This window comes from Acinetobacter beijerinckii CIP 110307, assembly GCF_000369005.1.
Lineage (GTDB): Bacteria > Pseudomonadota > Gammaproteobacteria > Pseudomonadales > Moraxellaceae > Acinetobacter > Acinetobacter beijerinckii.
In genome coordinates, this window is sequence record NZ_KB849766.1 from 165863 (window position 1) to 192048 (window position 26186).

Here is a 26186-nt window from a genome sequence, read left to right on the forward strand (position 1 = left end):
GCATACCTCACTCAACACGCTGAATAACCAAGGCAATGCCTTGACCCACGCCGATGCACATCGAACACAAAGCATATTGTCCTTGGATCTGCTCAAGTTGGTTCAGAGCGGTTGTCATTAATCTCGCACCTGAGGCACCGAGTGGATGACCTAAAGCAATCGCACCACCATTCGGATTGATACGCGCATCATCATCTGCCAAACCTAAATCACGAGTCACCGCTAACGCTTGAGCTGCAAAGGCTTCGTTCAACTCAATCACATCCATTTGTGCTAATGTCAGATTGGCTTGTTTGAGTAACTTTTTGATTGCAGGTGCAGGTGCGAAACCCATAATGCGTGGTTCAATACCCACTGTAGTTGCAGCAATGATTTTTGCACGTGGTTTCAGTTGGTATTGAGCAACCGCGTCATCTGAAGCGATCAATAACGCCGCTGCACCATCATTAATACCTGATGCATTACCCGCGGTGACTGTACCTTCTGCTTTCACCACACCTTTGAGTTTGGTCAATGCTTCAATGGTGGTCGATGCACGTGGATGTTCATCCGTATCTACAACGATCGAATCACCTTTACGTTGAGGGATGCTCACAGGCACAATTTCATGTTTAAAAAAGCCTTTGGCTTGCGCTGCTGCTGTACGTTGTTGGCTCACCAAGGCAAACTGGTCTTGATCGATACGATTAATATTAAATTGCTCTGCCACGTTTTCTGCAGTTTGTGGCATGGTATCTACACCATACATTTCTTTGAGCTTTGGATTGATAAAACGCCAACCCATGGTGGTATCTTCAATCTTTTGGCTACGACCAAAAGCACTGTCCGATTTACCCATCACATAGGGTGCACGGCTCATACTCTCAACGCCACCCGCAATAATGAGATTTGCTTCACCTGCTTTAATTGCACGTGCTGCCATGGCGATGGCATCTAAAGATGAACCACAAAGACGATTTACTGTGGTTGCAGGGACTTGATACGGCAAGCCTGCTAACAGCGCAGACATACGGCCGACATTACGGTTATCTTCACCTGCCTGATTGGCACAACCATAGATCACATCATCCACCTGTTGCCAATCCACGGTTGGGTTACGTTGCATTAAGGCTTGAATCGGAACTGCCCCAAGGTCATCAGCACGTACAGGCGCTAAACCACCTGCATAACGGCCGAATGGAGTGCGAATCGCATCAATGATATAAGCGTTTTTCATGTTTTTTCCTTTATCTAAAATCCCTCCCAACCTCCCTTTAATAAAGGGAGGAGTTCCCCTCTTTTTAAAGAGGGGTTAGGGGAGATTTATAATCCTTACATCGCATCAATCAATTGAGCACCCGTCAAAGCCTGCAGCTCTTCAAAGCTTAGACCATCCACTTTCTCAATCACTTTTAAACCTTCTGTGGTCACATCAATCACACATAGATCGGTATAAATACGATCGACACATTTCAAACCCGTGGCTGGATAACTCAGTTCTTCAACAATCTTAGGTTCACCTTGTTTGGTGATATGATCGGTGGTGATAAAGACTTTTTTTGCACCTACTGCTAAGTCCATTGCACCACCGACAGCAGGAATCGCATCGGCAGCACCTGTATGCCAATTGGCAAGATCACCGTTAGCTGCGACTTGGAATGCACCGAGTACCGCTATATCTAAATGACCACCACGCATCATGGCAAATGAATCCCCATGATGGAAAAAGCTTCCACCTGTGAGCATGGTCACATATTCTTTGCCTGCATTAATCAGTTCAGGATCTTCTTCACCTTTGGCTGGTGGTGGGCCAAATGCCAATAAACCATTTTCAGAATGCAGAAAGACATCTTTATCCGCAGGTAAGTAATTTGAAATCTTAGTGGGTAAGCCAATGCCTAGATTGACATAGGCACCATCAGGGATATCTTGTGCAACACGTTCTGCAATTTGGTCACGGCTGAGTTTTTGATAGCTCATTGTTATTCTCCTTATTGCACAGCGACAGGTGATGTTGCTTCAACAGAAACCACATGCTGAACAAAAATCCCTGGGGTAATAATATGTTCAGGATCAAGCTGACCGAGTTCAACCACTTCTGAGACTTGAGCAATGGTGACATCCGCAGCCATGGCCATGATCGGTCCAAAGTTACGTGCCGATTTATTAAAAACTAAATTGCCCCAACGATCGCCTTTGTGAGCTTTGATCAAGGCAAAGTCAGCTTTGATTGGATATTCAAGCACGTAGTCTTTACCCTCGATATGACGAGTTTCTTTGTCTTCTGCCAATAATGTTCCAAAGCCTGTAGGCGTGAATACAGCACCTAAGCCCATACCTGCGGCTTGGATACGGCAAGCGAGATTGCCTTGTGGGACGAGTTCTAATTCGATTTTGCCTGCATGGTAGAGTTCATCGAACACCCATGAATCAGACTGACGAGGGAAAGAGCAAATGATTTTACGGACTGCGCCGGTTTTTAGGAGTTTGGCAAGTCCATAATCGCCATTGCCTGCATTATTATTGACGATGATAAGGTCTTTAATCCCGAGTTCAATCAGACCATCGATGAGTTCAGCAGGTTGTCCTGCAGTTCCAAAACCACCAATCATGATGGTCGATCCATCTTTAATTTGGGATAAAACCTCAACCAATGAGGCTGTACTTTTATCAATCATCTGACCACTTCCTGTATTAAGAATCACTCAATTTCCATCCAGAAAATCGATGAAATTAAACTGAGTGTTTTATTCGGATTTCTTCTATTTATTCTTGATGACTTTTGATTTTAGTTCTACAGAATGAAAGCTATTTTGTTCGATTATTAGTTTTAATGTTCGATGATCGAACATAATCCAAGTAAATTAGTCATATTTCATTTAGAATAATTTTTACCCAAGGGATTATGAGTAGAGTTATTAGTTATGGAAAATAATTTGGACAAAAATTTGAGACTTATTCATCACACTGAAAATAAAAAAATCATTCGGCATGAAGACTTTATCGCTGGAATCGCCAAAGGTTTAAGCATTTTGGAATGCTTTGGACCTGAGCGACATCGTTTAAATATCAGTACTGCCGCAGAAAAAACAGGGATGACACGCGCAGCAGCTAGACGACATTTACTCACATTGGAGTACTTAGGCTATTTAGAGTTTGATGGACATTATTATTATCTAACCCCAAAAATACTAAAATTTTCAGGTGCTTATTTAGATGGATCACCTCTCCCTAAAATTTGTCAGCCTTTGCTTAATCTGTTAACCAACCAAACTTCTCTAATTTATTCAGTTATGGTTTTAGATGGATACGAAGCGATTACCATTTCTCGAAGTGCAGCACATCAACAAACAGATCGAGTAAATCCATACGGATTGCACTTAGGAAATCGCCTGCCAGCCCATGCAACTTCTGCGGGTAAAATATTATTGGCACACTTAGATTCAGAGGCACAAAAACAATGGTTAGAACAATATCCTCTTAAACGTTTAACCAAATATACGCATACAGACACTGAGATATTTTTAGCATTATTGCATGAGATTAAAGAACAAGATTGGTGTTATTCATGTGAGGAACACGAACTTGGTGTACATGCAGTGGCTGTTCCAATTTACGATTCCAATGCTACTGTCGTTGCCGCATTGAATATTGTATCCCCCACTATGCGTACCACAAAAGACTATTTAATTACTCACATTTTACCTTTACTTCTTGAAACTGCTCGCGACTTGCGTCAAGTCATTTGATAAGAATAAAGCAAAAAAATTATTTTCTTAGGCTACGAATAACGTATTAAGTTTAATAATCAGTTCACAACAGATTCACACTTTTACTTTTATGCTGTTTATAAAACGAAATGAGTGTAAAAAAATGGCATTTCTCAGAACTTTAGCAGTTTCAACACTTGCATTGTTTTCTTTAGCTTCCTGTAAAAGCATACCAAGTTATACAAATGATTATGCGAAAGCAAAAAATCAAATCTCAGGCGTTCGTTTAGATCAGGCGAAAGCTGAAGATATTGGGAAAAAATTTGTGGCTGCATTTAACACGCTGGGTACGCCTAAATTTATAGAAAATGCAGGTCAATTGTATGCTGATCAATTATTTATTAACGACACCCTCTCACAATTTTCTAACAAGCAAGATCTAGTTAAACATTTTGCAGGTATGAACGAGCATGTTAGTAATGTAACCGTAAACTTAATTAGTTCAACGTATCACAATGACTCGGCATATATTCATTGGTATATGTCATACGACTTTAAAATGTTTGGTCGAACTAAAACAATGGCTTCATATGGCATAAGTGAGATGAAAGTTAATACATCGAACCAAATTATTTTCCAACAAGATTATTGGGATCCGAGTAATGGCTTGTACCGATCTTTACCATATGTAGGAAAAGCTTATTCCTTAGTATTACCCTTTAAAAAGTAGATTCAACTTGCCGTGACTAAAGAAGGAAATAATATAATTTTTTATATTATTTCCTTCCATTTCTTAAATAAAATTTATTTTTGGCACATTTTTTTAAAAATATAATTAGATTGTTAGAGGGCAGACCATTTCAATTTAAGAGCTTTTAGTATTGCTCAATTTTTAATTAAACTTCAATTTAAACAAAGGTTAAAACTTGAGCTGAAAAATTTATCCTAAATTTTAAAAAGCCTAAAACATAATAAATCTCAATAAAAAAATAATATGTGACCTAGTTAACAAATTAAAAATTTCAATTATTTAGTACAATTCCATAAAAACAATAAACCCATCACGGTTTAAAAATTTATTTAATCAAAGTGTTATTTTAATATTGCCTTAACAATAAATTCCATGTTAATTAATAATAACAAATGATACCAAGGAATATAATCATGTATAAAAATATATCAAAATCATTATTAATATCGATAGTAGCTGTATTTTCAGCAACTACATATTCTGCAAACACAATTCAATTTAATGGAAATATTGTTGAAGATACTTGTTTTTCTAATCACACCAATAAAGATTGTGAAGCAATCAACAAATTTCAAGAAAAAATCAATACACAATCAATATCTAACAACGATTTAAATACCAGTTCACAAAAAAATTCTATAAATGAGATCTCATTTGAAAAACTAAATGATGAAAAAAGTGCTGTGATCGTTGCTAGTTATTACTAACAATTAAATTGTAAAATTTTTCAATATATGATACCTGCATCAATCAATTACCACATGTTGCTAATATTAATTAAACTATCTTTTTAATATTAGCAGCATATTTTAATTTAAAATTAACATTATCTTTAGAAAAAATTCAACGCATAAGTATTATTAAATAAATATTCTATTTTTAAGCATAAATATTGACCAAAGAATATCTTTTCTGTAGTTTGATCGTTGCAAATATAAAATACTTTAAAAATAATAAGGAATATAATAATGGATAAACCATCCTCAACGCATGTCACCTCCTGTGTCGACTGCTCACAAGATCCAATTACATCATTAAAAAATATGTTTGTAGACATGGTACAAGCTGGACGAATTGTAAAAGGTCAATGCCCTGCCATGCGACCGGTTTTTTTAAAAGCGCATGGCGTAGCGGCGGCTGAGTTTATTATTCGAGATGATTTACCTGAGAATTTACGCATTGGTCTATTCGCGGAGACAAAGAAAAAATATCCCGCTTGGATTCGTTTTTCTTCAGATACCACACCAACCAGTACCGATTTCAAATCGACATTAGGAATTGGAATTAAATTATTTGATGTTGATGGTGAGAAACTTCTCGGCAATCCTCATGCCGATACTTTTGATTTTATCATGCAAAACTTTGATGCTTTTTTTGTTGATACAGCCAAAGATATGTGTGAGTTCACTAAAGCTGGTGTGGTAGATGGTGATTATACTCCTTATCTAAATGCTCATCCGAAAACATCAGAATTACTTGATGCTATGGCAAAACCAGTTGCCAGTGTTCTAGTTTCACCATATTGGAGTGGTTTACCATTCCATTTTGGAGAGAATCAATATGTAAAATATAAATTGGAACCTACATTCTATTTAGACCCACCTACCCACTCTCCAAACGACCCTTCTTATTTGGGTCAAGATCTTGTTCAACGTCTATCTCAATCTGAAACGCATTTTCGTTTTATGATTCAGCTTAGAACTGACCCGGAAAGAATGCCATTGGATGAGGCAACAGTTGTTTGGTCTGAGGATCTTAGTCCACCTATTCATGTTGCTGATATTGTTATTCCTATTCAAGATATTTCTGCACGTGGTCAAGCTGAATATGGTGAAAATCTAGCAATGAATATTTGGCGTGTAACTCAAGAACATGCGCCTGTTGGTTCAATTGCAGAAGCACGTAAAGTTGTTTATGCAGCATCGGCTGAATTACGTCGTAATGTAAATGGTGTACCACTTTCAGAACCAGATGTTCCTCGTCCATTAATTTCACCTGCTACAGCAATAGATACGTATATTGTTCGAGCAGCGATCCATCCTGCAATCGGTATTGCTAGAGTTGGCGATAGTGAAACAGAGTTTTTTATCGGTCCTGAAATTGTTGATGCTTTATCAGATCCAAATCAAAAACCAAATAACTTTAGAGATGAGACAGGTGCGATAAAACGCCAAGCTGCCCGCTTCCGAATTTATGGTTATAACGCTGCGGGTGAAGTCGTTCGCGAACTAAATCCAGACAATGCAGATATAATTTGGACAGTACATGTTGCAAACCGAAAATCTCAATGGTATCAATTTCAATATGCACTCGATATACCTGAAGCAGTCAATGCCCCAGATAATGCCTTCACACTTCGCAATCCTAAAGTCAAAGATAGAAAAAAATTAGCGATTGATCCTGGTCCGCGTAGTATTTCTGGTCGAAATACGATTGGGGGTACCGAGCATCGATTTGATACAGGAACTTTTCAAGCTGCGGCACAACAACCAGTGATTGTGCCATTAGGTGAGATCCAAACGGATGAAAATGGCAGATTACTGTTTTTAGGTGGACATGGTAAATCAGCCTCGCCGACCAATGCTCCTGTATACGACCCAGATAATCCGCCAAGTTTTAATAATGCGGATGATTGGTATGACGACACTTCAGATGGGCCAGTAACGGCAACGGTATCTATCAATGGTGTGTCTATTCCAGTTGAATCAGCTTGGGTTGTTGTTGCTCCACCTAATTACGCTCCTGACGTTGTTAGTTGGAGGACAATGTATGACTTAATGTGTGATGTATATGTCAATGCTGGTTGGATGACTATGCCAGAAACCCCTTCTTTCACTCATGACATTTTACCATTACTCAAACGGTTAGGAGGCTTACAGTGGGTAAATAAAGGTTTTGCGGCATATTTTGGTAAAGGATGTCCAATGGATTTCAATAATCCAGACTTACTTTCTAAATTGTCTTTTAAACCTAAACAAGGCGGTTCTGACCCATATACAGAATTACGTCGCGCAATTTTTCATAGTTTCAGACCATCTAAACCAGTAGTCGCTGAGCCTGTGGCGTGGCCTCATGTTTGGCCTTGGATCTATGGCGATGGTTTTGGTAGCTTTTCTGAAAGTGGAACTGGCAATATGCTCACCATGACAGGTTTGCAAGAAGCATTACTCCGTCATTGGGTTGAAGGTAAATTTCTGAATGATTGGTCAATTGAAAACTGCAAACTTGAGACCTCAATCGATAAAGTTCCACTCGCACAACAACCGAATGTGCTTGATCAAGCAGCGTTACATTATTGTTTAGCGGATACGTTCCATCCCGGTTGTGAAATGACTTGGCCAATGCGTCATGCCAGTCTGTATAGCTCCCCTTTCCGTATTCGCTCACGAATAAATGATGCGGAACCAAATTATGGCTCGACCATGACTCCAATCAAAGTGCAACAAGTAGATGGCCCTTTATATGGTCAAATTCCAGGAAGCATTACCCGTTGGATGGCGGTCCCATGGCAAGGTGATACTGCATTTTGCCGATCAGGATATGATCCTGACTATGATCCTTACTTACCTACATTCTGGGCAGCAAGAGTTCCAAATCATGTCTTGACTGAAGTCGATTATCAACAAGTGATCAATGACAAACTTCCAAGAGAACAGCGTATTGCTGCCTTTAATCAACGTCAAAACTGGTTAAGATCAATCATGGATGCCAATGTTGCAGATGTGATGATGCGAATGATTGAGCATTTTAATGAACTCGGCATCGTTGAAATACGTCCAGGTCTAAAAAACGATCCTGATATTCCTGAATATTTATATGTCGAAACCTTAATTGCTGGGAAATTAAAAGAGTCAGCCGAATATGCGTCTCATTTGCTTCAAAGCAAACCTCGTCCGCTGAATGATCTTGAAAAAGCAGGCTGGGCAAGTCATGAACAATTACAAGCATTCCGTTCAGTCCGCGTTCAAAAGCGTTGATATGAACTTGTCCAATATTGATGTTTGTATTGCTGGAAGCGGTCCCGCTGGCTGTATTGTTGCTCGGCAACTTTCTTTAGCGGGTCTAAATGTCATGTTGATAGATAGACCCGTAAGTAATACTAATAAATTTGGCGAAACATTACCTAGCGCAGCTATTCGCTTATTAAAAAAGCTGGGCTTAGAGTTCATTATCGAAAATTTAAGCTCTAAATCTAATTTTCAAACATCTTATTCTGAACGTGTTGGCGGTAACATCTCTTTTTGGGGCAGCGACTTTAGTTCTATTACAGATTTTATTCATGATCCTTACGGATTAGGACTTAGAATTAATCGAAAGACATTTGATCATCAGTTAAGAGAAGCAGCACTCACCAGTGGTGCAAACTTTTATGCCTCGAATATCACTCATCTGAAAAAAAAAGAAAATAATTGGGAAATAGAATTAGAAAATGGAGAAAAGATCAAAGCTAAATGGATTGTTGATGCGACTGGTCGTAGTGCAAAAATTGTAAAGCTGCTTGGCGTGCAACGTAATCGTGGTATTCCCTTAGTCGCCTTATACCGGACCTGCTTACCTAAAAAAAATCATCAGCTGAATCGCACGATCCTTTCAGCCCATAAATATGGCTGGATATATACGGGTAAAATGACTGATCAGCAATGGGTAATGGGATTTCATACTACACCTAAAATTGCTTCAAAATTCCATAAAGATGCCAATCAATGGCAACAAATGATTCAAACTAACTTAGGGCTTTCTGAATTGTTTGGTGCACTAGAATTTGGAAAAGATATTTTCTCACATGATGCAAGAAGTTGCTGGCTAGAAAAATCGTTTGGAAAAGATTGGGTTGCTTGCGGGGATGCTTTATTAGCTTTCGATCCAATCGCAGGCCAAGGTTTATTTAATGCAATTTACACTGGAATGAAAGCCGCAGAAGTCATTTTATCTAGTAAAAATGCAACTAAGGACACTAAATATACAACCGAATTAAATCAGATACTTCGAACATACGAAAATCGGAGGCTTTCGATTTACAGACATGAACAAAGATGGAGTAATAGCCCTTTTTGGCAAGCACACCAGCTACAGCAAATCTCTGATTAGATTATTAGAATTTCTCGAACCAAATACTGTTTAAGCTGTGAACTATAGTTATAAACTATTCAATAGCTAAAAGATTTTGAAGCCTATAAATTTCCATAACCAATAAAGGAATATCTTGTTTGGCACTCGCGATAAAATCTTGATCAGCAATATTCCTTTTTAATTAGTCTAATGAAAGATACAAAATATACAGCGCAAAAAAATTAAAAAAACAGCAGAATAAAGTAGTGAGCCAACAATATATTTAGATAGCTAACTGAGAGCATAAAGTTTGGCTGATAATCGTTGGAATAATTGAATAAGTCAAAGTAGAGATTACACACATGATAAGAAAAATATTATATTTTCAATTGTTTGCAGTGGTCTCTCCTTTTTTATTACTCGTAACAGGATGCTATGCGACCTCTCCTGCAGAAACTGATATTTTAACAAAAACTACGATTGCGAATCGTAATAAAATTATTTATCCAAATATTGATAAAGATTTAGGTGAAGCATTACAACCAAATGAAAAAATGATGGCTGAACAAATTTCAGCAATTATTGAACAATCTATACGTCAAGAATATTCATTAGGTCATGCACTTCGAGATGCCCATCCAAAAGCACATGGCTGTGTTCGAGCCATGTTTCAAGTCAAAAGTGATCTAAATGAACGTTTTGCTAAAGGTATGTTTATTCCCAATAAAACATACTCCGCTTGGATTCGTTTTTCGAATGCCTCTGGAGATGCAAAAAAACCAGATTATGAAAAGGATGCTAGAGGAATAGCGATCAAAGTTTTAGGTGTTACAGGCAAAAAAGTTTTAGAAAGTGAGCCAGACGCAAATACTCAAGATTTCATCATGATTAATCATCCCGTATTTTTTGTGAATGATCCTAAACGTTATCAGTCATTTATACAGGACGTTAATAGTGAAAGCTTATTAAAAAAAATGCATATTCCCATCGCACTTGGAGAGAAAGGCACCATAAATGCTGTAAGAGCAGCAAGTTCAAAAATTGCAAATCCTTTACAAGCAAGATATTGGTCGATGGTGCCTTATCAACTCGGATTAGGAGCAGAACGTGAGGCAGTTAAGTATTCGGTTAGAGCATGCTCACAAGGTACAGACACGATTCCAAATAAACCAAATCAAAACTTTTTACGCGAAGCACTGCGAAATGAACTCAACAATCATGATGCTTGTATGGAGTTTTTAATACAGCCAAGAACTTCTCCTAAAATGTTAACTGAAGATTCAATGACCGAATGGAAAGAGAATAAAGCATCTTTTTATACTGTTGCTACAATCCGTATTCCACAACAAGTATTTGATACACCTGAACAAAACAAATTCTGTGAAAATCTATCATTTACACCATGGCATGCTTTACCAGATCATAAACCTTTAGGCGCTATCAATAGATTACGAAAAGTTATATATGAAAATATAAGCACGGTAAGGCATGAAATGAATGCTGCACCAAGACAAGAACCTCAATAATTGGATGCACATAATTGTAATGATTGAATTTATTGAAATGATTAAGAGTTATTTCTAATCAATAAAAGCTGTGCTTAGACTATCTCAAAATATAGACCGATATTCGTTTTCTAATTATGTTAGGCTGATGAGTTTTGCTTATGAAACTCGTCATCATGGATTTAAAAACTCAATATACAACAGGTGAGTTTCGCTGGTCATTTTTATTACCTAAATATTGGGGAATATGGTTCGCTATTTTAATATTAATGTTTTTTGCAATTTTGCCTTGGGCTTTGCAATGGCGATTAGCTGAAAAATTATCAAAACTGGCATGGAAGACCTTAAAATCTAGACGAAAAACCACAATTAGAAATTTAGAATTATGCTTTCCAGATAAAAGCCCATCAGAAATTCAAACAGATGCTCAAGACGTATTTTTCAATGCATTTCTAGGCGTGTTCGAAGCGCTCAATGCTTGGTATAGTCCAAAATGGTTCAAAAATCGAATTCATATTGAAGGACTTGAACACCTAAAAAATGCCGAAAGAAAAGGTGTTTTATTATTAGGTAGTCATACCACACTGTTAGATGCAGGTGGTTTCGTTAGCAGTTGTTTCTTTGATATGGACGTTGTGTATAGACCACAGAATAATCCCCTTTTAGATATGATGATCAGTCGATGCAGAAAAACAATTTATAAAAATCAAATTTCCAAAGACGATATGAAAGGTTTAATTCAAAATCTTAGAGCTGGTCATGCAGTTTGGTACAGTCCTGATCAAGACTTTGGTTTAAAACAAGGTGTTATGGCACCATTTTTTGGTATACAAGCTGCGACTTTAACCTCACACAGACGGTTAATGAAGATTGCTAAGGCTTCTGCTATTCCAATATTTTTCTATCGCACAGGTACTATACAAAATCCACAATATCAAATTTTATTAGAACCAGCTTTGGAAAATTTTCCAAGTGATAATGAAGTCGATGATGCGACTAGAGTAAATTTGATTTTGGAAAATCAGATCAAGATGTGTCCAACACAATATATGTGGTTTCATCGTCGTTTTAAAACAAGACTAGATGGTCAGCCTAAAGTTTACTAATCATTGAAAATCAAATATTTAAATCAACATTAGAAATTCAAATGATTTTTGGATTTCTAATATCTTAATCGAATTTTGCATTGAATGAATTAGGTATAGTGTACTTAGATTGTCAGTTTGAAACCTAAGCTTAACTACTATTCATCGATCACTAATTCCATTTAAATAAGCTAAGCCGAAATTCTGATGCCAATAAATATGATGAAAACAGCAATGCAAATGCCATGACAATTAATATCACATCAAATGATGAAACACCCAGCACCACAAGTATGGCACCAATCACGAAAAGCATACAGACGATCAAATTACCCAATATTCTAAACATCATTTTTTCATTATTGTGAAATCCATCACATTATCCACGTTTTTCATGTTTACTCTAGTATTTCTTTATATTAAATCTGTTCGCATTTTTATTTGCTTTCAATTCAATCAATAAAAAAAGCATTCACTCGATTACACTTAAAGAATATCTCATAATTTTTTTAAATATATTCAAAATCTTACAAACAAATAAATTGTAAAAATGAGTGAAATAGAAAGAACAATTTCCTGTAGAACTTAGTGTTTTATTGAGATATAAAATGATCAGCAGCATATTTTAAACATAAAATACACATCTAACTTTTGTTTTTGTTTGAGCTTTTTGGATATATATTTTCTCAATTTCTGGTATTACACTGCTCTGATTCATTCGCTATGAAGACAAATATGAGAAAAGTTTTAGGAAAATCGATCTTTAAAGCAACTGGTTGGGAATACAATGTTGATCCAACAATTTTAGAAAAAAAACAAGTCATTATTGGTTTTGAGCATACCTCCAATCTCGACACAATTTTATCTCTGGCTTTATTTGAGATCCTAGAATTAAAAGTTCATACACTTATCAAAAAAGAATTATTTAAGGGTCCACTGAAACCCATTTTAGAAAAATTAGGTGGCATTCCTGTTGATCGTAAATCAAGTAAAGATATTGTCACGCAAATGGTTGAACTATTTAACCAAAATGAAAGTTTTAACCTCGTGATTGCACCTGAAGCAACACGCGCAAAAAATGGAGAGGAACGCAAACCGATTCGTTCAGGTTTTTGGCATATTGCTAAAGCAGCCAACGTACCTATTATTTTGATGTATGCCAATGCACGCACAAAACAAGGTGGTATTTTAGGCAAGATTTATCCAACTGATTTGCAAACAGATCTAGAAAAAATTAAAGAACTTTATGCCGAGTTTGGTATCGATGTAAAAATTAAATAATTCATTTGATCAAACTTTGAAAGATGATCAATATTTTAAATTCTGAATGTAGTGCGCAAGAGTTTTCAACAAAACTATCGCTATGCTAATATTCACGCACTTTTTTGAGTTTTAATTTTTGGAGTTACTTCCATGGCGGGTCATTCTAAATGGGCCAATATTAAGCATCGTAAAGCTAAACAAGATGCAAGTCGCGGTAAAGTTTTTACTAAATATATCCGTGAAATTGTGACTGCTTCAAGATTGGGCGGTCCAGATGCAGCGAGTAATCCTCGTTTACGTGCGGTTGTAGAAAAAGCACTGTCAGTGAATATGACGCGTGACACCATTAACCGTGCGATTCAACGTGGTGCTGGTGGTGATGATAACGATGATTTAAAAGAAGTAACCTATGAAGGTTATGGTGTAGGTGGTGTTGCTGTTATTGTTGAAACAATGACTGATAACTTAAACCGTACCGTTCCTGATGTACGTCACTGTTTTAGCAAAACCAATGGTAACTTAGGAACTAATGGTTCTGTAGCTTACTTGTTTACTAAACGCGGTGAAATTTCTTTTGAAGATGTGTCTTTAGAAGACAAAATCATGGAAGTCGCTTTAGAAGCAGGAGCTGATGACATCGAGATCGATGAAGATAGTATCTTAGTCATTACTAGCCCAGAAAGTTTTGGTGATGTTCAAGATGCACTTACAGCAGCAGGATTAAAATCTGACAATGCTGAAGTAGTCATGAGCCCATCGACTAAAGCTGAAATCAATGATATTGATCAAGCTAAACAAATCATGAAAATGATTGATATGCTCGAAGATCTTGATGATGTTCAAAACGTTTATACAAACGTGGAGTTTACTGAAGAAGTTTTAGCTCAGCTTGATGGTTAACTGATTTAGCTCAGTAAAAAATGCATCTTTTAAGATGCATTTTTTATAGCTTATTTAAAAGTTTATAGCAGTTAAATACGTTATATTCTTTAATCACAAAACTTGAATGTAGTGCCACCACGCTGTCAATCTTACCAATACGGCGTAGTAAGATTTCACTATAATCATCCATATTTCTCGCAACCAGCTCTAAAATAAAATCGGCACTCTGCCCTGTCACTAGAAATGCATTGGTCACTTCAGGAATATCTTCAATTTCTTCTAAAAACTTATCAAAGGTTTCAGTATCATGTTTACTGAGTGATACTTGCAAAAGAATATGCAGACTAAAACCCAATTTATTAAAATTAATTTCACGCTTGAGTTGCCCCATCACTTGGGACTCAATCAGATTTTTAATACGACGATGAACTGAACTGACAGAAAGGTTAATTCGTTCAGATAGTTCATTTAAATTGACATCTTCATGGGTCAAAATTTCAAGAATTTGTTTATCGAAACGATCCAATTCCATCTTACAGTTCTCACTCTAAATTTATGTTTTTATCGGAACTGTTTGAACTCAGTAATTTTAAGGGTCAAGGGAAAACAAATGTTTAACTTTTGACGATGTTGCGTGGATAACACAAACATGATTCCGATAAACTTGTGATTTATCTTAGTCTCAAAGCCGAAACAAGACCTTTTGAGCAACTGTTCAACTGATCTCCCAATAGTTGAACAACTCGTTTCGATCCCCATCACACCCTGAAATATAAGATAGCAAAACCTTTCTATAATTATTTCCCTCTTTTCAGTTTTTTTAAAGTAAATTTGGCAATAATTTCTAATATTTCAGTATAAAAACGAATTTTCTTTTAAAAATTATTTTTATTGTTCATTAATTTTTTAATTTTTTGGCATTTCCCCTATTTTCTTTCCCATAAAAAACCCTGATTTAAAATCAGGGTTGTATCTATTGATTACATGAGTCAATTAGAGGCCGCGCCAATCGATACGTGCATTACGTTCGGTTGCATAAATTCTCTGTACATACTGCCCGATTGGTAAGTCTAGTAAATAATCATGATACGCTTTTAGTTCACCTGAAAATTGTTCAATATCATCATTTTCTAATTCCCAAGGCGTTCCTTTGATCACTAGCAAAGGTGCGAGAATAGAACAAACTGCAATATCAGCTAAACCTAAACGATCACCGACCAAATAACGTCCTTGATTGTCGATCAAACGTTGATTTAAATCCCTAATTAACGCTGTCATTCTTACTTTAGATTTCTCAACTTTTTCTGGGTTCAGTTTGTAATTCGTAGAAACTAAACTCTTTAGAATTGGTTTTGATATTTTTTCAAATTGACGTAGATAACCTTGCTCACCCATCATAATTTCAAGTGGATGATCACCTATAGAAAGTGCTTGTGCTAGCGTCCAACGACGAACATGAACACCTAATTCACCAGCAAGTTCGTCAATCTCAAGTGCCTGTTTGCGTAGGTTTTCATCACGTCTAAGTAATGCATGCTCTGGGTAAGTCGCATCAAGATAGAGGGCAATCTTGGTTGAATCAGCAACCCATCGTTTGTCATCTTTTAGCATTGGCAAAAAATATTGCCCAGATTTGAGATAAGTAAATGCCCGATGAACACCAGGAATTAAATTATGTGCCACATAGTCCAATTCTTTATGATCTAACAACCAGCGAGCTTTTTCACAATAGTGAGACAAAGGAAATTGGTATAAAACCCGCATAAATTCTCCAAATTTATTTTTCTATTCATTCAAACATAAAGTTTTCCTTACTTTAGAAGTAAAAGTGAATGATTACAATGTCGTTTTCGCTCTATCTTTTTTAATTTCGGCTAAATTTCTTTATATGTTTTTTGGTTGTTATTATTCTTTTATTTCATAGAAATATTCTTTTTTACATCACCATTAAATTCAAAATAACCACAAGTTATTGTTTTTTAATATTATTCAATATCTATTTTTACGTTAATTTTCTCATAATAAATGCTTAACAATTATTATGATATCTAAACCAAAACTGATGGTTTAGTGGAAAAGTAAAACTTTTGTAAAGTTCCTATTATCTATTAGAGGTGCTCACATGTCCAGTAATCAATCAGTGATTCAAGCTAAAACCCAACTGATTTCAAATGATCAGCAGGCCATTAACGCTGCCTATCAAGTTGCTGACTTTGCATTAGAAGATCGAAATGATCGGGATCAAAATCGTATTCTACCTACCGAACAAATCATTCATTTTAGTCAAAAAGGTTTAGGTGGAATCCGTGTACCACAACAATACGGAGGGGCTTTTGTTTCCAATAAAACTTTGGCCCATGTGTTTCGTATTTTGAGTAAGGCAGACGCGAATGTTGGACAAATTCCACAAAACCAATTCGGTCTTTTAAATTTTATTAATATCACAGGTTCAGATGCACAAAAACAGTTTATCTACGCTGAAATTCTTGCAGGTAAACGCATCGCCAATGGTGGTCCAGAGAAAAACTCAAAAGATACTAAAGCCATCCAAACCACTTTAACGTTAGAAAATGGTCAATATCTTTTAAATGGAGAAAAATTTTACTCTACAGGAACCAGCTTTGCAGATTGGGTAGCGATTCGTACCTTACATCCAGATGGCTATACCGTATTGGCAATCGTTGATCGTCATGCTGAAGGCGTGGAAGTGATTAATGACTGGAATGGCTTTGGGCAACGGACTACAGCAAGCGGAACGGTAAAACTACACAACGTTGTCGTTGATCCTGCACTATTTTTCGATGAGCGCATTATTGCTGATACCCCAAATGTTCGCGGTGCTTATTCTCAGCTTCTACAAGTTGCGATTGATGTTGGCATTGCTGAAGCTGCTTTTGATGACACTTTATCCAGTATTCGTAAAGCACGTCCAATTGTGGATGCCGGCGTAGAAAAAGCCAGTGAAGAACATTACACCCTACAAGAAGTTGGCAAGCTCAATATCCTGCTCGATGCAACCATTCTATTACTGGATAATGCTGCCGAATATCTAGATGAACTTGATCAACTTACTGAGATTTCTGCCGAGCAAGCCGCGCGCGCTTCTATTTTAGTGGCGGAAGCAAAGATCTATGCCAATGATGCTGCCCTGCATATCTCAGAAAAATTACTCGAACTTGGAGGAAGTCGTGCCAGCCTAAGCCAACACAATCTTGATCAGCATTGGCGCAATGCTCGCGTACATACATTACATGATCCTGTGCGTTGGAAATTTCATGCCATCGGTGACTATTACCTCAATGGTACTCACCCTGCCCGCCATGCTTGGATTTAAGGAGTAAATCATGACCTCATACCAAGAATTACAAGGTTTTGCTAAAACCCATATTAAAGCAGCGCATATTATTCAAAACGATGCTGAAGCATTGCAAATTGCTACGCAACTGAGTCAGCAGTTTAAACAAGCTGCGGTTGAACGTGATGCCAACCGGAACTTGCCTTTTACAGAAATCGAAGCCTATAGTCAGGCAGGTTTATGGGCGATTACTGTACCTAAGCAGTATGGTGGTGCAGAAGTTTCCAGCCTCACCGTCGCTAAAGTGATTGCGCTGTTTAGTGGTGCGGATGGTTCAATCGGTCAGATTCCACAAAACCATTTTTATGCGCTGGAAGTATTGCGCAATACTGGTACGGAAGCGCAAAAGAAACGCCTCTATCAAGAAGTATTACAAGGTGCGCGTTTTGGTAATGCACTGGCTGAATTTAAAACCCGCACCTCTGCACATAAACAAACTACCTTAATTCCAAACGAAAACGGTTATCTGATCCAAGGAGAAAAGTTTTATTGCACAGGTAGCCTATTTGCACATAGTATTCCTACTTTAGTGGTTGATGAAACGGGCAATGAGTTTTTGGCTTTTGTACAAAGAGATAGCCAAAGTTTAGAACTGATTGATGACTGGTCTGGTTTTGGGCAACGGACTACGGGCAGCGGTACAGTCAAATTTAATCAGGTGTTTGTTGCCAAAGAGGATGTGATTCCTTTTGATACTGCCTTTAAGCAACTGTCTTTGGTTGGCCCCTTTGCTCAAATCATGCATGCCGCGATTGAAGTCGGGATTGCTCGTGCTGCTTTTGAAGAAACACTGGAGCGTGTGCGTGTCGCCCGCCCTTGGATTGATGCCAATATTGATTCCGCCACTCAAGACCCCTTAACCCTATCTGAACTCGGTCGTGTGGCAACCGATGTCAAAGCCAGTGAATTATTACTTAAACAGGCAGCCCGATCTGTTGATGCTGCTAAATATGAGTTGAATGCTGAGACCTTAGCCAAAGCCTCTATTGATGTCGCCAAAGTTCGTGCACATAGTACTGAAACAGCATTAAAGGCATCATCGAAACTGATTGAGTTGGCGGGTAGTCGTGGCAGTCAACGTGCTGATGGTCTTGATCGTCATTGGCGTAATGTGCGTGTACACACCTTGCATGATGCTGCACGCTGGAAATATTACTTCATTGGTAATTATGTGTTGAATGGCATTCTGCCTCCACGTCGGGGGACTTTGTAATGAGCCAAACGACTGCTAAAAAAATCTTGTTAAATGCCTTTGATATGAACTGTGTCGGTCATATCAATCATGGCTTATGGACCCATCCGCGTGATCAATCACATCGCTTTAATGAACTGAGTTATTGGACTGAATTGGCACAGACCTTGGAACAGGGTCTGTTTGATGGCCTATTCCTCGCCGATATTACAGGGGTCTATGATGTCTATCAGAATGGGATTGATCTGACCCTCAAAGAGTCCATTCAACTACCGAGCCATGATCCATCGACCCTGATTTCGGCAATGGCCTTGGTGACGCAGAATTTAAGCTTCGGCGTGACTGTCAATCTCAGCTATGAACAGCCCTACCAGTTTGCACGGCGTTTTGCCAGTCTTGATCATTTAACTCAAGGTCGTTTGGGCTGGAATATCGTGACAGGCTATCTAGATAGTGCCGAACGTTTGATTGGGCAAAAAGATTTAAGAGATCACGATGCCCGTTATGATCAAGCCGAGGAGTTTTTACAGCTTTGCTATCAATATTGGGAAGGCTCTTGGGAAAATGATGCCTTGAGAAAAGATAAGCAACAACGCATTTTTACTGATCCGAACAAAGTCCACTCGATCAATCATCAAGGCCAATATTACCAAAGCCAAGGGGTGTTTCAGGTTGCGCCGTCACTACAGCGTACCCCAACACTCTTCCAAGCAGGTGCATCACCGAAAGGTCTGCAATTTGCCACACGTCATGCCGAATGTATCTTTATTGGCGGTGATCAGCCTGAAAAAATTCGTCAGCAAGTTAATAAAATACGACTACAAGCAACACAGCAAGATCGAGATGAAGATGCGATTAAAATCTTTGTCGGCATTACCGTCGTTGTGGCTGAAACACATGAACTTGCTCAACAGAGACTGGCTGAATATCGCCAATATGCCAGCCCAGAAGCAGGTTTAGCGCATTATGCCAGTTCCGTCGGTATTGATCTTGCTAAGTTTGCTGATGATGAAGCGATTCCTTATCAAAAGAGCAATAGCATTGCCTCCGTCAATGAAAAATTTAAAGAACAGCGTATCAGTAAAAATGACTTAAAAGCACAGCATGTTTTGGGTGGACGTTATCCACTGATTGTCGGGAGTGCTACGGAAGTTGCAGAATATCTGATTGAGCTACTCGATCAAACTGGCATTGATGGTTTTAACCTGACGCGTACGGTTGCACCTGAATCACACAATGACTTCATTCGCCTAGTGATTCCTGAGTTACAGCAACGTGGACGTTATAAAACTGAATATGCCACAGGTTCACTGCGTAACAAACTGTTTGCCCAAGGCGATCATTTAGCTGCTAGCCATCCTGCTAATCAGTTTCGATGTAGACCGCATAACAACACAGCTACCCTAAAAATAATTGAAGAAATTAGTGCTTAACATTAAAGAAAAGAATTGGAGAAATATATTGCTCAAACAGCCTCTAAAAAATGGCTCGGTATTGGCCTTGTCTTCGTTGTTGCGATTATTGCCTTATTGATTTGGAATAAACAAAAACAGAACCATAGCAGTGAACTGGTGATTGGGATTAGTCCCTCTTTTGCCCATCCACTGCAAGTTGCAGCGGATGAAGCCAAACAGCAAGGTTTGAATGTCAAATTGGTCGAGTTTTCCGACTGGAATACCCCAAACATCACTTTGAATCATGGTGATATTGATGCAAACTTTTTCCAGCATCAACCTTTTTTGGATAATGCCATTAAAGAAACTGGCTTTAAATTAAAGTCATTTGCTGCGGGTGCGGCTTCACATGTTGGACTGTATTCAAAAAAATATAAAAGTTTTGATGAACTTCCGAATGGTGCAACTGTTGCGATTCCGAATGATCCTGTCAATCAAGGGCGTGCTTTATTGCTATTCCAACAAGCCAAGTTGATTGAACTGAAAGACAGTAACAATCACCTTTCTGCATTGAAAGACATTAGCGCGAATCCGAAGAATCTGAAATTTACCGAAGTTGAAGGACCCCAAACTGCACGTGCCATTGATGATGTTGATCTCGCTTTTGGCTATCCACATTACTTACGTTTAGCCAAAACGGCTGATCCTGAAAGTGCCTTATTGTTTGATGACAATACCAATAAACGTTATGCGATTTTATTTGTGGTGCGTGATGATTATCAGGATAAAGACAGCAAACTACAGAAATTTGTCGAAATTTATCAAAACTCACCCAAAGTTAAAGCAGCCTTGGATAACGATTTCGGTCCAACGTTGTGGTTCCCAGGTTGGAAATAAGGAGAACAATCATGGTGAGTTTTGGTTCACAGGTCGATTTTTCATTCCCGCATCTGAAAATACGTTGTTTAAATAAGTTTTATGATGTACAGGGCCAACGCTTACATGCTTTAAAAGACATTAATATTGATATTCCCAAAACACAGATTGTTGGGATTATCGGGAAAAGTGGCGCTGGTAAATCATCCCTACTCCGTACCTTAAACGGCTTAGAGTCGATTGATACAGGTAGTATTCTGATTCATCAACAAAATATTGCAGAATTTAGCCATGCCGAGTTGATCAAAACTCGGCAGAAAATCGGCATGATTTTTCAGCATTTTAATTTAATGTCTGCCAAAACGGTGTGGGAAAACGTGGCTTTGCCACTCCGTATTGCGGGTTATGACAAGGCTGAGATCGAACAACGGGTCACCGAGGTACTGACGCTGGTGGGATTAGAGGCAAAGCGAAATGATTACCCAGCTCAATTGTCTGGTGGACAAAAACAACGAGTTGGTATCGCGCGTGCCTTAGTTTCTCAGCCCGAGGTCCTGCTCTGTGATGAAGCCACCTCAGCACTGGACCCTGAAAGTACCGCCAATATTCTGTCCTTATTAAAACAGATCAATCAGGACCTTGGTTTAACTATTGTCTTGATCACCCATGAAATGCAGGTCATCCAAGAAATTTGCGATCAAGTCATCGTAATTGATCAAGGTGAAATCGTTGAGTCTGGGCAAGTCTGGTCGGTATTTTCCAATCCACAACAACAGATCACGCAAGAATTACTTAACTTTGAACAGGTAAATTTACCCTTTGAGTTGAGCCAAACCATTCTGCCTCAGAGTACGCATCAGATTTTAAAATTGAAATATGTCAGTGAATCGAAATCGGTGCCTGATTTATACGAATTGCTTAGTGGTTTTAGTCGTCCTGTTCAAATCTACCACAACCAAATTAATAACATTCAACAACGTACGATTGGCTCATTGATTATCGGGGTTCCCACTCCAGAATTTGATTTAACTTACCCACACTTTGAAAAACATTCTGCAATAACACAACTTGAGGTGATCGGTTATGTACAATCAACTCATTGATCTGTTACTCACAGGTACGACCGATACTTTAATCATGGTCGGTGTCTCTGCGATTCTGGCCTTTTTGATTGGTCTGCCGATTGCCTTGATTCTGGTCAGTACCGCAGATTTTGGGATTTACCCATCCAAGAAAATTAATCAGCCTTTGGGCTGGGTCATTAACATCACTCGATCCGTGCCCTTTCTGATTTTAATGGTGGCATTGATTCCATTTACCCGTTGGATCGTTGGCACCAGCTATGGCGTATTGGCTGCGATTGTGCCCTTAACCATCGCCGCTATTCCGTTCTTTGCCCGTATTGCCGAAGTCAGCCTGCGTGAAGTGGATCAAGGTCTGATTGAAGCAGCACAGGCGATGGGCTGTAATCGTAAACAGATTCTTTGGCATGTGTTACTTCCTGAAGCCTTACCTGGGATTGTCGCAGGCTTTACCGTGACCATTGTGACCATGATCAGTTCCTCTGCCATCGCAGGTGCGATTGGTGCAGGTGGTTTGGGCGATATTGCTTACCGTTACGGCTATCAACGTTTTGATATGCAAGTCATGCTGGCGGTAATTTTAGTGCTGATTGTCTTGGTGATGTTGGTACAAGTCACAGGCGATAATATTGCCAAACAACTCGATAAACGCAAAGTTTAAGTCCGAAATAAAAATCCGCACGCGCCATGACCTGACTTTGTCATGGCTTTCATGTAAAATCAGCAGCAATTTTTAAATAACACATTTGTGAGTGGTTTCATGGGTTTTAATTGCGGTATTGTTGGTCTGCCAAACGTAGGTAAATCTACATTATTTAATGCATTAACAAAGGCAGCAATTGCTGCTGAAAACTTTCCGTTCTGTACCATTGAACCAAACACAGGCATTGTCCCTGTTCCAGATCAACGTTTAGACAAACTTACAGCAATTGTTAAACCACAACGTGTTATTCCAACTACAATGGAATTCGTTGATATCGCAGGTTTGGTTGCTGGTGCATCTAAAGGTGAAGGTTTGGGTAACCAATTCCTTGCTAACATCCGTGAAACAGATGCAATTGCACATGTGGTACGTTGTTTCGAAGATGAAAATGTGATTCATGTAAATGGTAAAATTGACCCATTAGATGACATCGCGACCATTAACACTGAACTTGCACTTGCTGATCTTGATACTGTTGCAAAAGCATTACTACGCTTAACTAAAGCAGCAAAAGGTGGCGATAAAGAAGCAATCGCAACCAAAGCAGCACTAGAAAAAATCCAACCTTTACTCGATGAAGGCAAACCAGCTCGTGCCGCTGACCTTTCTGATGACGAACGTAAAGCAGTTCGCGGTTTTGGTTTAATGACACTTAAACCAACCATGTATATTGCCAACGTTGCAGAAGATGGTTTTGAAAACAACCCACATCTTGACGCAGTAAAAAAACTTGCTGCTGAAGAAAATGCAATCGTTGTACCGCTTTGCAACCAAATCGAAGCTGAAATTTCATTATTAGAAGATGAAGATCGCGCTGAATTCTTGGAAGCAATGGGTATGGAAGAACCTGGTCTAAACGTGGTGATTCGTGCAGGTTATAGCTTACTTGGCTTACAAACGTACTTTACTGCAGGCGTACAGGAAGTTCGTGCTTGGACAGTTAAAGTAGGTGCGACTGCGCCACAAGCAGCTGGTGTGATTCATACCGACTTCGAAAAAGGCTTTATCCGTGCTGAATGTATTGCGTACGATGACTTTATTCAATACAACGGTGAAAACGGCGCTAAAGAAGCAGGAAAATGGCGTTTAGAGGGTAAAACCTATGTCGTTCAAGACGGTGATGTTCTTCACTTCCGCTTCAACGTATAAATCAAAGTTTTGATTGCCAAATCGCCAATTTGATCTGATTGGCGGTTTTTTTATTTTTTAATTACCACTGAAATTAAAAAAACAACTTATAACAATAACTTTTTCAATTGTTGCGTGACATGCAATCTCGCTTTTTTCTGCTTAAAAATAGTTGGGATATGTAATAAAAAGAATGAATGTCGATATTCTTTATGGTCTCTCAATTTTTCATTTAGATAATGATACAAATCTAAAGCAGCCTCATGATGAAATGCCCATAAAATCTGCTGTTTATACGTCACAGTGTAATAAGCATCATTCGGCCAATTTAATAGATGCTTTCGTCGATAATCACATAATTCACAAACGACTCCTCCATGACTTAGTTTGGAATGCCGTGCATGCCAAATTGTTGCATCATAGCCTTTAGGTAAGTATTGAATTTGCTCAATCGGAATTGATAGATTTGGATAATAAAATGCCGCATGCCAATAAGCTCCGCAACTATCCTGAAAGCGCTCATATTCAAAATCAGCGTGTTGTTGGAAATACCTGACATCTTTCTTGAGTGTTATCTTGGCTATTCTGGCAAATTCGAAATTAGCTTTACCGACACAACATGGACATTTAATTTCTAATTTTTCAGGTAAGTACAAATATTCATAAATTCCTGTCATTTGCTTTTTTATAATTAATCATCAACCTAAACTGAAACTAAGCTTAGCAATTAGATCACACTTTTAGAATCAGTAAATGAAAAAGCCAAGTCATTATGAGCTTGGCTTTATTAAGTTGAAATAAATCTATTAAGACACTGTTTGTGTTTTCATATCCATTTCCGCACGTTTCATTTGTGCTTCTTTTAAAATACGTTGATGCAATGACTTTCGGAATCCGAGTAAGAAGATGAACTCTGCTAATACGAATAGAGGACCGATTGCTAAACCTACTAAATCATCAACAAATGCAGGTTTTTTCTTCTCAAAATAATGTCCTACGAACTGAAACACCCAACCTACAACAAAAATACCGATGCTCATACCTAGCCAACTCAACATCGGTAATGCTGCTATTTTGACTGCAAGTGGATATGCTGCGATGAATATAATCAGCATTAGAATGCCAAATAACTTATCTAGTGATATATAGTAAATCGCACTCAATACAATCAGTATCGATGCCAAAGTCACTGAAACTCCTGATATTTCTACACCCCCACGCGCAGTTAAGCATAAAATTGAAAAAACAATCAGTGGAATACCCACAAAATGGGTCACAATATTTTTCTGATCCAAATGATATGCAGCATACTGACTGAGTAGACGCTCCAAATTTGTCATTTTTAATTCCTCATATTATTTCTATATGTTATTAATCTATTACAAATCAGCAAATAAAATTGTCATGTAGCTGACAAATGGATTTATATTTGAGAAAGGAAATGCTGTGTTAGACTCTATTTATATCCACCATTTGCAGCAAAATGCTTGGTTTAGTCATCTTGCTGAGCCTTTCAAGCAGTTCATTTTGGATCATGGTAAGAAACTCATCATTGAAAAAAATGCCGCTGTGTTTAATGCTCAAGATCAATTTGATGGTGTGTATGGTGTTCTCGATGGATCAATTAGTTTGGGTTATATAGACGTTAACGGTAATGAAGCAATTGCTGCTATCGCTGAACCAATCATGTGGTTTGGCGAGATTTCTCTCATAGACAAACAACCACGCTCTCATGATGCGATAGCACTTAAAAAAAGCGTTGTTTTGCAAATCCCAGCAGAGCCACTAAAAGAGTTCTTATTAAAAAATCCGTACTATTGGTACTACTTTGCCCTACTAACCAGTCAAAAACTTCGTTATGTCTTTTTAGAGCAAATTGCAATTCAAACTCAAAGTATTAGTCAGCGTCTTGCTCAACGCTTGTTATTTATATTGGAAGGTTACGGCAACCGCTCGTCTATTCAAGATCTAAATATTCAAATTTCACAGGATCAATTGGCCAATATGCTGACAATTTCTAGACAAACTGTGAATCAAGAATTAAATGCTTTCGAAAAACAAGGGATCATTCAATTAGGTTTTAAAAAAATACAGGTTATTGATTTTAACAAATTAAAATTATTATCTAAAAAGGTACTTTAATGGATTGAAACCTGTGTAATCAAAATATTGTTCAAAAGATGATTACACAGGCGAAAGTGATATAACACAATGCCAACTATGTATTAGCAC

The 26186-nt window shown here is 38.0% G+C and carries 24 protein-coding genes; 17 read left to right on the forward strand and 7 right to left on the reverse strand.

From position 1 onward, the window contains the following. Positions 1 to 7: 7 nt before the first annotated feature. From pcaF to F933_RS13935, 3 genes are all read right to left on the reverse strand, one after another. Positions 8 to 1216, reverse strand: a complete 1209-nt coding sequence (pcaF, locus tag F933_RS13925; protein WP_005062265.1) for a 3-oxoadipyl-CoA thiolase — start codon at positions 1214 to 1216, stop codon at positions 8 to 10. Positions 1217 to 1311: 95 nt separating this feature from the next. After that, the gene (locus tag F933_RS13930) at positions 1312 to 1959 is read right to left on the reverse strand and encodes a 3-oxoacid CoA-transferase subunit B (protein ID WP_005062267.1); all 648 of its coding nucleotides are present in this window, start codon (positions 1957 to 1959) and stop codon (positions 1312 to 1314) included. Between the two features lie 11 nt (positions 1960 to 1970). Further along, complete coding sequence (locus tag F933_RS13935) at positions 1971 to 2657, reverse strand: 3-oxoacid CoA-transferase subunit A (protein WP_005062269.1); 687 nt, start codon at positions 2655 to 2657, stop codon at positions 1971 to 1973. 246 nt (positions 2658 to 2903) lie between these two features. Here F933_RS13935 and pcaU point away from each other — a divergent pair, with 246 nt between their 5' ends. From pcaU to F933_RS13980, 9 genes are all read left to right on the forward strand, one after another. After that, positions 2904 to 3728: an IclR family transcriptional regulator PcaU gene (pcaU, locus tag F933_RS13940; protein ID WP_005062272.1), complete on the forward strand. Its 825-nt coding sequence runs from the start codon at positions 2904 to 2906 to the stop codon at positions 3726 to 3728. Positions 3729 to 3852: 124 nt separating this feature from the next. After that, positions 3853 to 4419, forward strand: coding sequence for a nuclear transport factor 2 family protein (locus tag F933_RS13945; protein ID WP_005062274.1), 567 nt, complete (start codon positions 3853 to 3855; stop codon positions 4417 to 4419). Between the two features lie 434 nt (positions 4420 to 4853). Further along, on the forward strand, positions 4854 to 5147 hold the full coding sequence (locus F933_RS13950; protein WP_005062276.1) for a hypothetical protein: 294 nt from the start codon (positions 4854 to 4856) through the stop codon (positions 5145 to 5147). A gap of 261 nt (positions 5148 to 5408) precedes the next feature. Beyond that, complete coding sequence (locus F933_RS13955; protein ID WP_005062278.1) at positions 5409 to 8417, forward strand: LodA/GoxA family CTQ-dependent oxidase; 3009 nt, start codon at positions 5409 to 5411, stop codon at positions 8415 to 8417. 1 nt (position 8418) lies between these two features. Next, positions 8419 to 9528, forward strand: a complete 1110-nt coding sequence (locus tag F933_RS13960) for a lycopene cyclase family protein (protein ID WP_005062280.1) — start codon at positions 8419 to 8421, stop codon at positions 9526 to 9528. 323 nt (positions 9529 to 9851) lie between these two features. Beyond that, positions 9852 to 11015, forward strand: coding sequence for a catalase family protein (locus tag F933_RS13965; RefSeq protein ID WP_005062282.1), 1164 nt, complete (start codon positions 9852 to 9854; stop codon positions 11013 to 11015). 155 nt (positions 11016 to 11170) lie between these two features. After that, the gene (locus F933_RS13970; protein ID WP_034711197.1) at positions 11171 to 12100 is read left to right on the forward strand and encodes an LpxL/LpxP family acyltransferase; all 930 of its coding nucleotides are present in this window, start codon (positions 11171 to 11173) and stop codon (positions 12098 to 12100) included. A gap of 702 nt (positions 12101 to 12802) precedes the next feature. Beyond that, positions 12803 to 13360 carry a 1-acyl-sn-glycerol-3-phosphate acyltransferase gene (locus tag F933_RS13975; RefSeq protein WP_005062287.1) on the forward strand — a complete coding sequence of 186 codons (558 nt, stop codon included), beginning with the start codon at positions 12803 to 12805 and terminating at the stop codon, positions 13358 to 13360. A 132-nt stretch (positions 13361 to 13492) separates the two neighbouring features. After that, on the forward strand, positions 13493 to 14242 hold the full coding sequence (locus tag F933_RS13980; protein WP_005062289.1) for a YebC/PmpR family DNA-binding transcriptional regulator: 750 nt from the start codon (positions 13493 to 13495) through the stop codon (positions 14240 to 14242). A gap of 43 nt (positions 14243 to 14285) precedes the next feature. Here F933_RS13980 and F933_RS13985 read toward each other — a convergent pair whose 3' ends face one another. Both F933_RS13985 and F933_RS13990 read right to left on the reverse strand, forming a co-directional pair. Beyond that, complete coding sequence (locus F933_RS13985) at positions 14286 to 14756, reverse strand: Lrp/AsnC family transcriptional regulator (protein ID WP_005054548.1); 471 nt, start codon at positions 14754 to 14756, stop codon at positions 14286 to 14288. 461 nt (positions 14757 to 15217) lie between these two features. Then, positions 15218 to 15988: a glutathione S-transferase family protein gene (locus F933_RS13990; protein ID WP_005062291.1), complete on the reverse strand. Its 771-nt coding sequence runs from the start codon at positions 15986 to 15988 to the stop codon at positions 15218 to 15220. Between the two features lie 358 nt (positions 15989 to 16346). On the opposite strand from F933_RS13990, the gene F933_RS13995 reads away from it, so the two are divergent. From F933_RS13995 to ychF, 7 genes are all read left to right on the forward strand, one after another. Further along, complete coding sequence (locus tag F933_RS13995; RefSeq protein WP_005062292.1) at positions 16347 to 17558, forward strand: SfnB family sulfur acquisition oxidoreductase; 1212 nt, start codon at positions 16347 to 16349, stop codon at positions 17556 to 17558. 10 nt (positions 17559 to 17568) lie between these two features. Further along, entirely contained in the window at positions 17569 to 18792 is a 1224-nt protein-coding gene (locus tag F933_RS14000) for an SfnB family sulfur acquisition oxidoreductase (protein WP_005062294.1), read from the forward strand. Beyond that, complete coding sequence (locus F933_RS14005; protein ID WP_005062297.1) at positions 18792 to 20204, forward strand: LLM class flavin-dependent oxidoreductase; 1413 nt, start codon at positions 18792 to 18794, stop codon at positions 20202 to 20204. Before F933_RS14000 ends, F933_RS14005 begins: the two co-directional genes overlap by 1 nt. A gap of 27 nt (positions 20205 to 20231) precedes the next feature. Beyond that, complete coding sequence (locus F933_RS14010; protein WP_034711199.1) at positions 20232 to 21062, forward strand: MetQ/NlpA family ABC transporter substrate-binding protein; 831 nt, start codon at positions 20232 to 20234, stop codon at positions 21060 to 21062. Positions 21063 to 21073: 11 nt separating this feature from the next. Beyond that, positions 21074 to 22144 carry a methionine ABC transporter ATP-binding protein gene (locus F933_RS14015; protein WP_005062301.1) on the forward strand — a complete coding sequence of 357 codons (1071 nt, stop codon included), beginning with the start codon at positions 21074 to 21076 and terminating at the stop codon, positions 22142 to 22144. Next, a complete protein-coding gene (locus tag F933_RS14020; RefSeq protein WP_005062303.1) occupies positions 22125 to 22784 on the forward strand; it encodes a methionine ABC transporter permease in 660 nt (219 codons plus the stop codon). Before F933_RS14015 ends, F933_RS14020 begins: the two co-directional genes overlap by 20 nt. 99 nt (positions 22785 to 22883) lie before the next feature. Continuing rightward, positions 22884 to 23975, forward strand: coding sequence for a redox-regulated ATPase YchF (ychF, locus tag F933_RS14025; RefSeq protein ID WP_005054564.1), 1092 nt, complete (start codon positions 22884 to 22886; stop codon positions 23973 to 23975). Positions 23976 to 24061: 86 nt separating this feature from the next. Here the strand turns inward: ychF and F933_RS14030 are convergent, their stop codons facing one another. Next, complete coding sequence (locus F933_RS14030) at positions 24062 to 24631, reverse strand: hypothetical protein (protein WP_005062304.1); 570 nt, start codon at positions 24629 to 24631, stop codon at positions 24062 to 24064. A 129-nt stretch (positions 24632 to 24760) separates the two neighbouring features. Beyond that, positions 24761 to 25294: an Mpo1 family 2-hydroxy fatty acid dioxygenase gene (locus F933_RS14035; RefSeq protein ID WP_005062307.1), complete on the reverse strand. Its 534-nt coding sequence runs from the start codon at positions 25292 to 25294 to the stop codon at positions 24761 to 24763. Between the two features lie 106 nt (positions 25295 to 25400). On the opposite strand from F933_RS14035, the gene F933_RS14040 reads away from it, so the two are divergent. Further along, the gene (locus tag F933_RS14040) at positions 25401 to 26096 is read left to right on the forward strand and encodes a Crp/Fnr family transcriptional regulator (RefSeq protein WP_005062308.1); all 696 of its coding nucleotides are present in this window, start codon (positions 25401 to 25403) and stop codon (positions 26094 to 26096) included. The last annotated feature ends 90 nt before the right edge of the window (positions 26097 to 26186 follow it).